This window comes from Rhodopirellula sp. J20-39 (assembly GCF_057365095.1).
On record NZ_CP195123.1, the window covers coordinates 5,313,119 to 5,326,377 of the forward strand.

The window sequence follows — 13,259 nt, forward strand, 5'->3', positions numbered from 1 at the left end:
TCAGTTTGGTTGTGGTTGGCTGAGTGTTCCAGCGGGACGTGCGTTGGTCGAAATTTCGGCACCGCGTTTCGCAGCTTCCGCCTTTAGTCGTGCTGCGATTTCGGGATGTTTTTCCCGGACGTCGGTCGTCTCGTAGGGATCCGCGTCGAGGTCATAGAGCGCGGTTTCGAATTCGCCGACCGGACGGGTTCGATGGTTCGTTGGACGATTGTCGTATCGCTTGGGCGGTTGGTCACCGGACCCCAAGAACAGTTTCCATTTGCCCTGCCGGATAGCATCTAGTCGCACCGTTTGGCTCCATCCGTAATACAGGTGGGTGTCGCGTACCGGAGCGGGATTGGGGGCAAACAACAAACTTGAAATGTCCGATCCATCAATCGGTCGTGCCGGATCGAGGTCCGCCGATGCCAAGCTCGCGACCGTTGGCAAAATATCGATGGTGCCTGTGATCTGACCACAGGTGGTTCCTGGCGGGATTCTTCCCGGCCAGCTCATCACCGTGGGGACGCGAACACCGCCTTCGTGAGTGCTTCCTTTGACGCCTCGCAACTTTCCAGCGGGATGATGGGCGGGCCCGTTGTCGGATGTGAAAATGACCAGAGTGTTTTTGGCAAGTCCCAGACGGTCGATCGCGTCGTTGATCTGCCCCACCGACCAATCAATCTCTTCGATCGCGTCGCCCAAGATTCCCATCTTGCTTTTGCCTTTGAAATCCTCAGACGCAAACAAAGGCGTGTGAATCATCGGATGCGGCAAGTAGACGAAGAATGGTTCGTCTTGATGATCGGTGATGAAACGGATGGCCCGCTCGGTGAATCGCTTAGTGAATTGCGATTGGTCGGGTTCGGTTTCAGCAATCTTATCGTTCTCATAAAGGGGCAGCGGTGGAGCTTTTCCCTTCATGTAGTCGTCCGTCATGTTGTTGCTGTACGGAATGCCGAAGTACGTGTCGAATCCTTGCTGATTGGGGAGGAACTCGGTTTGATGTCCGAGGTGCCATTTTCCAATGCAGGCCGTTGCATAACCTTTGGTTTTCAACAAATTGGCGAGGTTTGTCTCGTCTGGGTTCAGCCCGGTATCAGAATTGGGCTGCAAGACCGACGGCATGGAAAGGCGAGCGTGATAGCATCCCGTTAGCAGGCTTGCCCGCGACATCGTGCAAACGGGACTGGCATAGAACTGCGTGAACGTTCGTCCTCGCTGGGCCATCGATTCGAGGTGCGGCGTGCGGAGCACTTCGTTGCCAAACGGAGCGATGTCGCCGTACCCCATGTCATCGATGAAAATCAATACGATGTTCGGTGGTTCGCTGGCCTGGACAGACGGAGTGCCGACTAACAACACCGCTAGTAACAAGAGGTAAAGGATTCTTAGCTTGTCGTGGATCGCTCCGCCGATCCAACGCAGGATCGCGGAGCGGTCCACGACACTTATTCGTCGCCGGTTGCTTGGGATCGCAGTTCGCATGGTCGGATCAACGGGAGAAGTCATCACCATGGTTGGTTCTTAATATGGTTGGCATAGTGAACTAAGTGAACGATTCTATCGCTCTGGGATCTTCGACGAGATTCAATGCGGCCAGTCGCCGATCTAGCCAACAGACAAACCACGCAGGACATGACCATGCCGCCTGCGAATAGCGATCGGATAACCGGCGGCGACATAGGCATTGTCGAATCGAATTCCGCCTTCAGCCATTTGCTGCAAGTTGAGTGTCTGAAACTGATCGGGTCGGAGTCATTGATTGCCGTTCTTCTTATGGGGGCGTGGTCGCCGTGAAGGCACAGCAAAGACTTTGACGTCGCTGGCCCACTGGCTCCACGCGTCTGCCATCTGCTTACGTCGCTGAGGGAATTCCAAGGACCGATCGTGAAGTTCGGTGCGGTCTTCTTTGAGGTTATAAAGTTCCCAAGCTTCTTGTTTTGCTTCCGTCTCTCCTGCAACGGCGTTGGCAACAAGTTTCCAATCGCCGTCGATCACCAGCCCATTGTTTTCGTGTTCGTTGAACAACCAACTTTCGCGCTCAAGCTTTTCTCCCTTCATTGCAGGCACCAGCGAAATGCCCGGCAGTGTTGGAATCTCGTTCCCGTGAGCCTGCCTTGGGTAAGACGCTCCGCTGAGTTCAATGAACGTCGGCATCAAATCGATCAAATCCGCGTTGGACGCATACCAATTCTCTTGCGGCTTGATGCCGGCGGGCCAGTGCATGATGAACGGCGTGGCCGCACCGCCTTCATACGTATGGTGCTTGTAAAACCGAAAGGGTGTCGAGGACGCGTTGGCCCAGGGACGACTGTAAGTCGTACCAATTCCGGGCTGGACGTTGCGATGCTCAGCGTCCGCAAATGTTGGATCCGCCATCATTTTGCCTTCTTGGCACGCGCCGTTGTCGGAGAGGAACATCACCAATGTGTCTTTGGCCACGCCCAGATCATTCAAACGTTTCATCAGCTTGCCAATGTTCTGATCCACCCGGTCGACCATGGCTGCATAGACGGCCATGCGTAGCGATTCCAGTTTCTGCTGGTCGGCATCGAGCGAGTCCCAAGCGGGAACTTTTTCGTCCCGTGGCGACAACTTCCATCGCGGGTCGATCAGCCCCAATTCGATCTGTCGCTGGTAGCGTTGCAGCCGAAGTTGATCCCAACCGATCGAGTAGGTGTCACGGTACTTGTCGATGTCTTGTTCGTGAGCTTGCAGAGGCCAATGGGGCGCGTTGTACGCCAAGTACAAAAAGAAAGGACGCTTTGCATCCGATGCTGTTTCTTCTTCGATGAATTTGATCGCGTAATCGGTAAAGGCATCTGTGGTGTAGTACGGTCGATCCGTCGTACTCTCCCGAGACTCCACCCGTTCGTTTTGGCTTGTGATTTCATCAGGATGGAAATAGCGAAACGCTCCATCCAAGCAACCGTAGTATTTCTCGAATCCTCGTTGAATGGGCCAGTAACCTTTGTCACGCAATCCAAGGTGCCATTTTCCGGACATCAAGGTGGCGTAACCGGCCGGTTTCAAGACTTCTGCGATCGTGACACAATTTCGGTTCATCGCCCCGTGATAACTCGGTACACCAAAGTCATGTTTCACGCCCGTCATGTGGCCGATACCCGTTTGATGGGCTGACAAACCGGTCATCAGTGTCGCACGCGTCGGGCAACATCGAGAGTTGTTGCGAAAGTGAGAAAACCGAACTCCGCCCGCCGCCAACGCATCAATGTTGGGCGTATTGATCTCACCGCCGTAGCAACCGATATCCGAAAATCCCATATCATCGACTAAGATCAGAATGATGTTCGGTTGTTCGGCTTCGCAGGCGGCAAGCGGTAGGGCCAACATCAGAATGTAAGCTGCAGCAAATCGAATACAGTGATGCATGACGTTACAGTAAGGCATGAAGTGCTTTCGTATTGGGTTGGATCAGGTTGGACGTGTTGCCAAAGGACCTTGTGTGTTTTTTCGTGGAATCAGGCTAGCGCGAGAGTGGGACTTTCGTGTCAGACTCGGCGTCTTTCTCGTCCTTCAGCCGTTGCGTCTGCTGACGTCGACGCCACTCGGCCTGTCGTGAATAGGCGTCGAGTTCGGTTTGGCGACCGAGATCCCCTTGCTCCGTCATCCAATCATCGACAGCAGCGGAAAGCCGAGCCTTGGTTTCGGAAAGTTCAGGTTGAAGAGCGAGGTTTTTCAAGCAATACGGATCCGACTGAATGTCATAGAGCTCTTCTTCGGGGCGTACGAGGAAACGTTCTGCACGTTGCTGAGTTTGATCGTCCAGGTCGCGTGTCGCTTTCCTAAGGTTGCGAGACGTTGTGATACTGAATTCGTTCTCTGGAAACAGATTCCGAATATAACGGTGTTGTTTGTCGACGACGGATCGAACGCCGTAGGGTGCTTCGCAGCCGTTCACGCCACGCGTAGTTTGGATGCTGAAGGCAAGTTCGCTGTGACTCGTTTTCTTGCCAAGCAGCACCGGCAGGAAGGACTTACCATCGAGTGAATCCGGCATCTTTGCGCCGGCTGCGTCAAGATAAGTTGGAACGACATCCGTGTATTCAACAATTGCCTGGGACACGCTGCCGGCTTCGATATGACCCGGCCAGCTAGCGACCAAGCCGCTGGCGACACCGATTTCGTAGCAGGTCCACTTTCCGAACGGATACGAACTGCCTTGCTCGGTCGCGACCATCAAGATCGTGTTCTTGCGAAGATCGAGTTGCTCGAGCATGCCCATGATCTCTCCGACCTGACCGTCAAAGTAAGTGATTTCTGCGAGATACTTGGCGTACGATTTTCGATGGTGCTCGAACTGTTGTGGGCTTAGCTTGGCGTTCAGATAGGGAGTTGGATCACCCTTGGTGTAGGGATCGTGTGGCTCGTTGGAGCACAGGAACAGGCAAAATGGTTTTTCTTCCTTGGCAGAGTCCCGCAGTAGCTGGCGCACTTTCGGGTAACGGGTTCCGTCGATCGTTTCGACATCGCTGTATTTCGGATCCGCAAATTCGTTGATGTACTCAAAGGGAAAGACCTCTCTAGGTGCGATGTGCTGCTTTCCCGCCAACGCGACTCGGTAACCGACTGCGCCCAAATAGTGCGGAATGCTCTTCACTTCGTGATAGGCTTCGGCGTGGTTGGGATGGGCGCCGCTCTTGACCGGGTACAATCCGGTATACAGCGCATGCCGAGTCGGTGAGCACATGGGTGCGGCCTGATAACATCGCTCGAATTTCATTCCTTCCGAAGCGAGCTGAATCAAGTTTGGCGTTTTCGCCGGGCCGCCGTACAACTCCAAGTCACGATAGCTGCAATCATCTGCAAGGATGAAAACGAAGTTGGGTCGATCCTCGGCTTGAGCCAAATTCGGGAAGCCGACGACCAGAGGTAAGAGCAGAGCTAGGAATTTCATGTGTAAGCGTTATTGAGTGATCGGTCAAAGCGTGATGCGGAGCTGGTTGCGAAGACATGTCGGGAAATACCAAAGAAAGAGCAAGGCCGTCGCGAAAAGGAAAGAAGGTTTCATGTCAGTCTATCTAGGAGGTGGTGTTTGTTGGTTAACAGTGGGATAGGCTTCCATTGTTACTTGGTGAGTTCATGTGGATCCACGAATTGTCTGATCGTTCCAATCAAATGCGGAGGACATGTGTAGTGCGTTCCCGACTGGTCGACGGGATGCTTCGATTCAAAGAACGGAATATCACCTCCCTCGGTCAGAAAGTCATTCTGCTGATCCATCCACGAAAACAGTTCCTGTTTCAACCGTGCCTTGATTTGCGCGAAGGCAGGGTCAGCCGCAAGGTTGGTCAGCTCAAAAGGATCAGTCTGCGTTCGTCCAGAGCATCAGGAACAATGCGATCGCTGCGTATTTGTTTTTCATTCTAAAATTACGATGTCGAGAGTCGAAAACCATTGTTGCACCTTTGCACGGCATTACCTGCCCCCTGTTTCAAAGTCAGGTGTGTGGTTGGCAATTTTACGCGATCGCTGGAGAATGCCGGTGGCGAAACATTTTTGCAACTCGCTACGAGTCCTATGCCTGAAGCCCAACGTTCTCACAAGGAAAACGCAATACTCACCAGAAATCCTGGAAGATTCAGTGAGCAGCGGCATAGTGCTTTCACGATTGTTCAACCCTCCTTGTGACACACCGATGCTCTGTATTCGATCTCTCGCTACTGTTTTCATGTTCTTGGCAACGGCGACCGCTTGGGGAGAGACACCAGCGCTGCACCAACTGCTTGAACGAGCGGACCCGGCTGATATCGCCGCAGAGGCTCGTCGCCGTGGCGATCCGAACCGCGGAGCCTTGGTGTATTTCAAATCGGCCGCTGGCTGCGTTCAATGTCACGAGAGTACAGCAGGGCAGAGTTCGCCGCTCGGTCCAGATCTATCCCGACTTGGCGAAGGGATCACCGACGTTCATTTGGTAGAGGCGTTGCTGCATCCGTCCAAATCGATCCGCAAGGGTTTCGGGACGGTTCAAGTGTTAACGGTGGACGGAGATATTTTGTCCGGCATGTTCGTTCGCGAGGACGACGAGACACTTGTGCTGCGAGACGCTGCGAATTTGCAGGCCGAAATGGTGATCGCACAGGATGATATCGAAGCAAGCAGCGAGCAGAAAATTTCGATGATGCCGGGCGGATTGATGGCAACACTCGGATCGCAGCGAGACGTTCTCGACCTGATCAGCTACTTGTTCGCGATTCAGGCGGGTGGTCCCTCTCGCGCTAGCGAATTGAAACCGAGCGCAGAGCAATTGGTGGTCAAGGACGACACCGCCAATCTGAATCACGCCGGCATTCTGCGGAGAATCGAAAAGACCAACGCCAAGGGCGGAAAGCAGATTTTCGAGGCGTCGTGTGTGCAATGCCACGGAGCGGATGGGAACACACCATCGCTGGCCACGGCACGGGCGTTCGGCAAACAGAAGCTGAAGTTTGGTGCTGATCCCTACAGCATGTTCAAGACGCTTTCCCAGGGCAACGGTTTGATGGCTGCGACTACGGCGCTATCGCCCAAGGAGCGTTACGCAGTGATTGGCTATATCCGCAATCGCTTCATGAAAGATTCCAATCCCGGCTACCAACCGATCACGAATGAGTATCTGAAGTCATTGCCAAAGGGAACGGACATGGGTGACTTCAAACCCGATGCTGACCGTGACTATGGCCCGGCGTTGGCATCTCAACTGGGGCGTGAGGTCAATAGCGCCCTCACCGTCGCTCTGGGTGACCAGACCATCGCTTACAACCTGCACACGATGGACCAAGCCGGCCTCTGGACAGGCGGTTTTCTTGATGTGGATCAAACCCAGCACAAACGCGGGCGTGGCGAAGGGTACTCGAAGCCGAGAGGGACTCCGGTACCCGGATTGGCGACTTGGAAGTGGGGCCATGATTCATCGCTTGACTATCCGACCGATGATGTGCTGCCACGCGGCCCCCTGCCCCAACGCTGGCTGGACTATCACGGTCACTATCTACATGGCGACCAAATCCTTCTCTCCTACGCGATTGATGGGCGCGAAATCCTAGAAGTCCCTTCCGCGATCGACGGTGAAACCGCTGTGCGTCAAACTCTCCGAATCGGCGCGGGAAAGGCTCTGGTGGTGGCCGTTGGTCCACAGCAACCTCAAGTCACCGGAGACACCGCTGGCGTCACATCCAAGCTTGATGAGCAACAACGTTGGGTCGTGCGAATTCCGGCAGACACAAGCGCTCGTTTGATCGACGTCGTACGGTTTGCGAGCGCCGATGCGAATTCGGCAAAGCGTAAAGATCTAAGCCTGGATCAGATCGATCCGGCCAAGATGCTCGCAGGCGGTGACTTACGTTGGCCGCAAACGCTTGAAACGGTCGGCTACCGCGGCTTTCAAGATACTGCTTACGCCGTTGATACGATTTCCGTTCCCCAGTCGTCGCCTTGGAACACTTGGTTTCGTACGTCGGCAATCGATTTCTTTCCCGATGGCCGACTCGCCGTGGCCACCGTTGGTGGAGATGTTTGGATCGTTTCAGGCGTTGATAACGATCTCATGAATCTAAAGTGGAAACGGTTTGCTGGCGGCATGTACGAACCGTTCGGGATCAAGGTCGTCGACGGGTTGGTATACGTGACATGCAAAGATCGACTGACGCGTTTGCACGACCTGAACAACGATGGCGAGGCTGATTTCTACGAAAGCTTCAGTGCGGATACAGATGTTTCGACCTACTTCCATGCCTTCAACTTTGATCTGCAAACTGACAGCCAAGGCAATTTTTACTATGCAAAGGCTGGTCAGTACACGGACTACAAATTGCCGGGTTCCATCGTGAAGGTGTCGCCTGATGGCAAGACGCGCAGCATCGTCTGCACCGGACTGCGGACGCCCAACGGGATGGGCATTCTTCCCGATGACCAGTTAACCGTTAGCGATAATCAAGGCACATGGATGCCGGCATCGAAGGTCAATTTGGTAGAACCGGGTGGTTTTTATGGTTACGTTCAAAACCAAAAAGGTGGCGCATGGGCACCGGATGGCGGGCGGATCGACGCTACGAAAGTGGTTCCGCCGGAAACATTCGACCCGCCGCTAATTTGGATGCCACAAGAGGTTGACAACTCGTCGGGCGGCCAAGTGTTTGTTGATGACACACGCTGGGGACCGCTGGCGGGGCGACTACTGCACACTAGCTTTGGGCAAGGGAATTTGTTCTATCTGATGATGCAGGATATCGGTGGCACCGAACAAGCAGCGCTTGTCAAATTCCCACACGACTTCGGCACAGGAATCGTGCGTGGGCGAGTGAATCCCGTCGATGGTCAACTCTATGTCACAGGACTCAACGGGTGGAACGACAACGGTCGCGCGGGTCTCGGCGACAACGGCATCTACCGCGTGCGGTACACGGGCAAGTCGCTTCGCATGATTGAAGATTGCCAAGTCGAATCGGGCGGACTTCGCATTCTATTCAACTTTCCCGTCGATCCCGCCTCAGCAACCGACGTCGCTTCGTACGCTGCCCAGCAGTGGAATTATAAGTGGACTGCCGGTTATGGATCGGACCACTACCACCCAGAAACTGGAAAAGTTGGGGAGCAGTCGGTAGCAATCTCGAGCGTCGAACTATCAGAAGATCGCAGGTCGGTGCTTTTGCGAATCCCAGGCCTGCGACCCGTCAATCAATTGCGTTTGCAATTGAACGTTAACGACGAATCAGGCTCAACGTTCAGCGAACAGATTTACTGGACGATTCATCACATTGTTCCTCAGAATACAACGCGTTAGAAGACTGCTGAGCTTTCAAGTGGGATAGGCTTACCGGCGTCGGCCTTGGGAATCTGTACTTCTTTTGTTTGCCCTTGCTCTAGGGCAACGGGCCGGTCATTGGACTTTCGAGGTTTCAGCGATGCCCAGCCGCTGGCTGCCTCCAAAGCCGTGCGAAGCACCTCACATGCTGTCGGTGCTGCAAAGACAGCCAAAAGTGTCGGTCCAGTATCAGACGGAAGCAGTGGTGCCAAAAATCGCATTTCTCTCCTGTTGAAACGCGAGTTAGCGGTAATCGCGACCGGAATAGCCACAGGATTTCACACCGATAGATAACTTTTGAAAAAGTACAATTCCCATGTGAGATTTGGAGGATGACCGGCAAATTAATGAAAAGGCATCTTTGGCCGGAATATCTCCAGTCGGGGACGCTTCGGCACCTCCTTTTTCACTTCTTTTCAATTGAGGAAACCTTTCGTGCGTTTTTCACTATCCAATCAGGCCCGCCGCGGGTTCACGCTAGTCGAGTTGCTAGTCGTGATCGCGATCATTGGGGTCCTCGTCGGTCTTTTGCTGCCGGCAGTCCAGGCGGCTCGCGAAGCGGCTCGGCGAATGAGCTGCAGCAACAATTTCAAACAAATCGGCTTGGCCGCACACAACTACCATTCGGCCTACAACCAACTTCCGGTTCACTATGGCGGAACACGGGACATTGCTAACGGATCGTCAGGATCCTACGGATCCCTGACTAATGGTGGAGGGCATAACATAACGACGCTCAGTTGGCTTGTTGGCCTGACTCCATTCTTCGAACAGCAAGCGTTGTGGGAACAGATTTACAATCCAAGCGTTGAGCGAGCCGGTGGTCTTACTTTGAACGCCGGCAATTTCTGGCCTTCGATGGGGCCTTATCCGGGACAATCGGGCTATGTGCCTTGGGTCACCGACATCCCATCGCTGCGTTGCCCAAGTGATCCTGGTGTTGGGCTGCCAGCGATGGGGCGTACTAACTACGCTGCCTGTGTGGGCGATGGCGTACAGATGACCAACGAAGGGGTTGCACACTGGGTCGGAAGCGGTCCAGCTTGGGGTGACCTAAGCTCGCATGCCACCAGTTGGGCACTTGATGCAAGCGACCGCTCGGAGCGCGTGCGGGCGAGCTGCCGAGGAATGTTTGTCCCACGTGCCGAGATGAAGTTCCGAGACGTTCTGGACGGTCTTGCTAACACTCTGATGGCAGCAGAAATCAATACTGATCTAGGTGATCGTGATATCACGACGGATCCTTTACGGCGTGATGTAATCGACAACCCTCTGGCTTGCCGGGGCGACTTGGACGATGAGCGGCCTCAATTTTGGGATTCAGGAATCCCGTCAACGGGTGGTGCTGGGGAACTCCAGGCCGCGAACGTCTCGAAACGTGGGTACCGGTGGGCAGAGGCGAGGCTGGTGTATTCCGCTTTCACCACAATCCTTCCACCGAACGCTGAAACGTGCATGAATGGATCGGATTGGGCGTACGGTGTCCTGCCGCCCAGTAGTCGTCACCAGGGAGGTGCGCATGTGTTGATGGGCGACGGTGCCGTCAAGTTCATCACGGATTCCATCGAAGCAGGCGACTCAACGGCTCGCCCAGTTCGCTTCTACAGCTGGAACGCACCTCATCCTAAATCCGGGAATATGAGCCCCTATGGACTATGGGGTGCCCTGGGCACTCGTGCGAATAGGGAAGTGATTGAAGAAGAACTCTAAAACCAAGCCGCCGATCCGATCAACAGGACCACTGGTAGTGAAACAACCGCCGGTGGTACTTGTTGATTGAATTCTATTTAAGCGGATGGACTTGAACCCCGCCCTCTGCCAGTACTTTGAATTGCAGTCACCAAACCCGTTCCCTAAAGAATCAATTCATGAATCGTCACAACCTTTTGCTTCTCTTTATCCTTTTGTTGTTTTCCCCGGGATGTGGAGATGGTGGCAACCAGGTGATTGTTCCCGAACCTAGCACAGAGATGTCCGCTGAAGAGCGAGACGCAGCCCTAGAACGGGAATACAAGGAAATGGCCGAGGCGAGCCAGGGTTCGGACTGAGGGCCTTCGATTCACAATCGGATCGTTAACCACAACCATGTCATTTATGGCAATTGAACTCGGCCGGATGAATCGCCGGCGGTGTGAACAGCGATTGTCTTTCCCGCGACTTTTGCATCGTAGCAACCCGGAAATCCTCTCCACTTGGCACGACCATCGGCATCGGTGATCAATCGGACTTTCGTTCGCCATCGCTTGCCGATCCATTCTTCGATGACTTTGCCGGTTTCCCGAATGGTCCAATCTTTTCGCCACATCGCCACATCGCCACATCGCCACATCGCCACATCGCCACATCGCCACATCGCCACATCGCGGCTTCCGGTTTCCGGTTTCCGGTTTCCGTTTTCCAGTGCTTTCCTTCCCAGATCCCCCAGTACACAAATACCGTGTAAGCCGGATGGCTGAAGCAGGCAATCAGAACGTCGCGTGTGTAGTCGGCGGCTAATTGCTCATCGTTCACCGTGATTGCCGACGATCCCGTTGTTGTACGGCATCTGTCCGGTGAATAAAGCTGCGCGACTGGGTGCGCAAGCCGGTGACGCCACGTAAGCATTGTCAAACCGAATCCCTTCGGCAGCGAGTTGCTGCATGTGGGGCGTCTGGAATTCCGACGATCCGTAGACCGACGAATGATGGTATCCATGATCGTCCGCAATCGTGATCACAAAATCGGGTGCCTTGGCAGCGGATGTCGTTGAATAGAACAACACGGCGGCGAGTATTAACGGCCACGAACATCGTTGATGGTTCGCTGAGTTCATGATGTTCGTTTGGTAATGGTTTCAATTTTGTATGACAGTGCACAATCATGCGAGATGCCGGCGAGCGTCATTGCTGCGGAGACGCCGGTTTGGTTGATTTAAAGTAGTGGTCGTACCAGCCTAACTCTTCGTTGTTGAGTGGCTTCGATGGCAATCCCATCGGTTCCAACTGATCATTCCACTGAATCAACTCCGCTTTCAGATTCGCAGCGTGTTCCGGATGTCGGGCAATTCGATTGTGTTGTTCCTCTTTGTCGTCGCGGACGTTGAACAGCATCTCTCGACCGTCGCTGGTGACGATGAATTTCCAGTCACCGTTACGGACAGCACTCTGACTCCAGAACCTCCAGAATAGATTGCGTTTGGGAGCCGCCGCCTGATTGCCGGATAGCCAAGGAATCAAATTCTTTCCATCGAGCTTTGTGGTCGGTGAGATTTCGACACCGGCTGCTGCTACTGCTGATGCGGTCATGTCGAGGCTAATCACTGGTTCATTGATTGTTTTGCCCTTGGGCAGCCGGGCGGGCCATGACCAAATCATCGGAACACGGATTCCGCCCTCGGCGACCATGCCCTTCTCACCAGTCAATGGATCATTCAGAGACCCATCCCAACCGGGGCCTCCGCCCGGTGTGTCGAGCTTGTGAATCTTCAGCGGTGCGCCATTGTCACTGGTGAAAATCACGAGGGTGTTCTCGGCGATTCCTTGCTCATGCAGCAGATTCATGATGCGGCCAACTCCTTCGTCGACGGCATTGATCATCGCTAGTCCGGTACGGCGGCGTTCGGGCATCTCGCCCGGGAATCGGCTGAGATACTTTTCGGTCGCCTCCAACGGCACGTGGGGTGCATAGTGCGCCAAGTACAAAAAGAACGGTTGGTCCGCGTTGCGCTGAATGAACGCCAAGCCAGCTTCCGTCTGAACATCAACTCGGAACCGTGCGTCATCGATCCATTCACCCTCAGGATTCAGATCGCTCCCATCGAGTGCGTAGTTGCTCCAATATCGCGTCATTTCACCCTTGAAGAATTCGTCAAACCCTCGAGCCTGTGGCCAGTAAGGGCGGGACAGATTCTGGCGGACCGCAACTCGATTGTTCTTGATCCCGTCGGGCTGGTGTTCCTTGGCCCAGTCGAGGCAGACCGCGTTGGGTTCGAGATGCCATTTACCAACCATTCCAGTTTTGTATCCGGCGTCCCTGAGTCTTTCAGCAATCGTTATCTCATCAAGAGGAAGGGGACCGTCGGGAATGTGGTCAAAGCCAAAACGTTGTTGATACCGACCGGTCACCAACCCAGCTCGTGACGGAGAGCATTGGGGTGCCGTGATGTAGGCATCGCTAAATAGAACGCCCTGTTTTGATAAGGCATCGAGGTGAGGTGTCTTCACATCTGTCAGATGACCGTGAGCTCCTAGGTCCCCGTAGCCCCAATCATCCGCGAAGATGAAGATGATATTGGGTTTGGCGTTCTGCTCTGCCAAAAGGCAAGCGGGCGAAAGCAGTGTGAGAGCTAGGGAGAGAAGTCGAGTTGTTGTCATGGTGTGTTGTTACGGGTGGGCCTTTTGGAGCCGGAATAAGTCTGAGGATGATCAATTGAGCATGGAAATGGGTAGCACGAATGAAGGTCACCATTGACAGCATCAACGATTGCATTGAGTGG

The 13,259-nt window shown here is 54.1% G+C and carries 10 protein-coding genes; 3 read left to right on the forward strand and 7 right to left on the reverse strand.

Features of this window, described 5'->3' with window-relative positions; translation table 11 throughout:
* From ACR3ZL_RS19195 to ACR3ZL_RS19210, 4 genes are all read right to left on the reverse strand, one after another.
* A complete protein-coding gene (locus ACR3ZL_RS19195; RefSeq protein WP_473651485.1) occupies positions 1 to 1,497 on the reverse strand; it encodes a sulfatase family protein in 1,497 nt (498 codons plus the stop codon).
* Between the two features lie 240 nt (positions 1,498 to 1,737).
* Positions 1,738 to 3,393, reverse strand: coding sequence for an arylsulfatase (locus ACR3ZL_RS19200; protein ID WP_473651484.1), 1,656 nt, complete (start codon positions 3,391 to 3,393; stop codon positions 1,738 to 1,740).
* Between the two features lie 76 nt (positions 3,394 to 3,469).
* A complete protein-coding gene (locus ACR3ZL_RS19205; protein WP_473651483.1) occupies positions 3,470 to 4,900 on the reverse strand; it encodes a sulfatase family protein in 1,431 nt (476 codons plus the stop codon).
* A gap of 170 nt (positions 4,901 to 5,070) precedes the next feature.
* Positions 5,071 to 5,226: a hypothetical protein gene (locus ACR3ZL_RS19210; protein WP_486172890.1), complete on the reverse strand. Its 156-nt coding sequence runs from the start codon at positions 5,224 to 5,226 to the stop codon at positions 5,071 to 5,073.
* 415 nt (positions 5,227 to 5,641) lie between these two features.
* Here ACR3ZL_RS19210 and ACR3ZL_RS19215 point away from each other — a divergent pair, with 415 nt between their 5' ends.
* The 3 genes from ACR3ZL_RS19215 to ACR3ZL_RS19225 all read left to right on the forward strand — a co-directional run bounded on the left by ACR3ZL_RS19215 (position 5,642) and on the right by ACR3ZL_RS19225 (position 10,833).
* Positions 5,642 to 8,764, forward strand: a complete 3,123-nt coding sequence (locus tag ACR3ZL_RS19215) for a DUF6797 domain-containing protein (RefSeq protein WP_486172891.1) — start codon at positions 5,642 to 5,644, stop codon at positions 8,762 to 8,764.
* Positions 8,765 to 9,220: 456 nt separating this feature from the next.
* Entirely contained in the window at positions 9,221 to 10,495 is a 1,275-nt protein-coding gene (locus tag ACR3ZL_RS19220; RefSeq protein WP_473651481.1) for a DUF1559 domain-containing protein, read from the forward strand.
* Positions 10,496 to 10,653: 158 nt separating this feature from the next.
* Entirely contained in the window at positions 10,654 to 10,833 is a 180-nt protein-coding gene (locus tag ACR3ZL_RS19225; protein WP_473651480.1) for a hypothetical protein, read from the forward strand.
* Between the two features lie 169 nt (positions 10,834 to 11,002).
* Here the strand turns inward: ACR3ZL_RS19225 and ACR3ZL_RS19230 are convergent, their stop codons facing one another.
* The 3 genes from ACR3ZL_RS19230 to ACR3ZL_RS19240 form a co-directional block, all read right to left on the reverse strand.
* The gene (locus ACR3ZL_RS19230) at positions 11,003 to 11,296 is read right to left on the reverse strand and encodes a hypothetical protein (protein WP_473651479.1); all 294 of its coding nucleotides are present in this window, start codon (positions 11,294 to 11,296) and stop codon (positions 11,003 to 11,005) included.
* Entirely contained in the window at positions 11,286 to 11,597 is a 312-nt protein-coding gene (locus ACR3ZL_RS19235) for a sulfatase-like hydrolase/transferase (protein WP_473651478.1), read from the reverse strand. The genes ACR3ZL_RS19230 and ACR3ZL_RS19235 overlap by 11 nt, the downstream gene beginning before the upstream one ends.
* Positions 11,598 to 11,664: 67 nt before the next feature.
* On the reverse strand, positions 11,665 to 13,137 hold the full coding sequence (locus ACR3ZL_RS19240; protein WP_473651477.1) for a sulfatase-like hydrolase/transferase: 1,473 nt from the start codon (positions 13,135 to 13,137) through the stop codon (positions 11,665 to 11,667).
* Positions 13,138 to 13,259 lie beyond the last annotated feature (122 nt).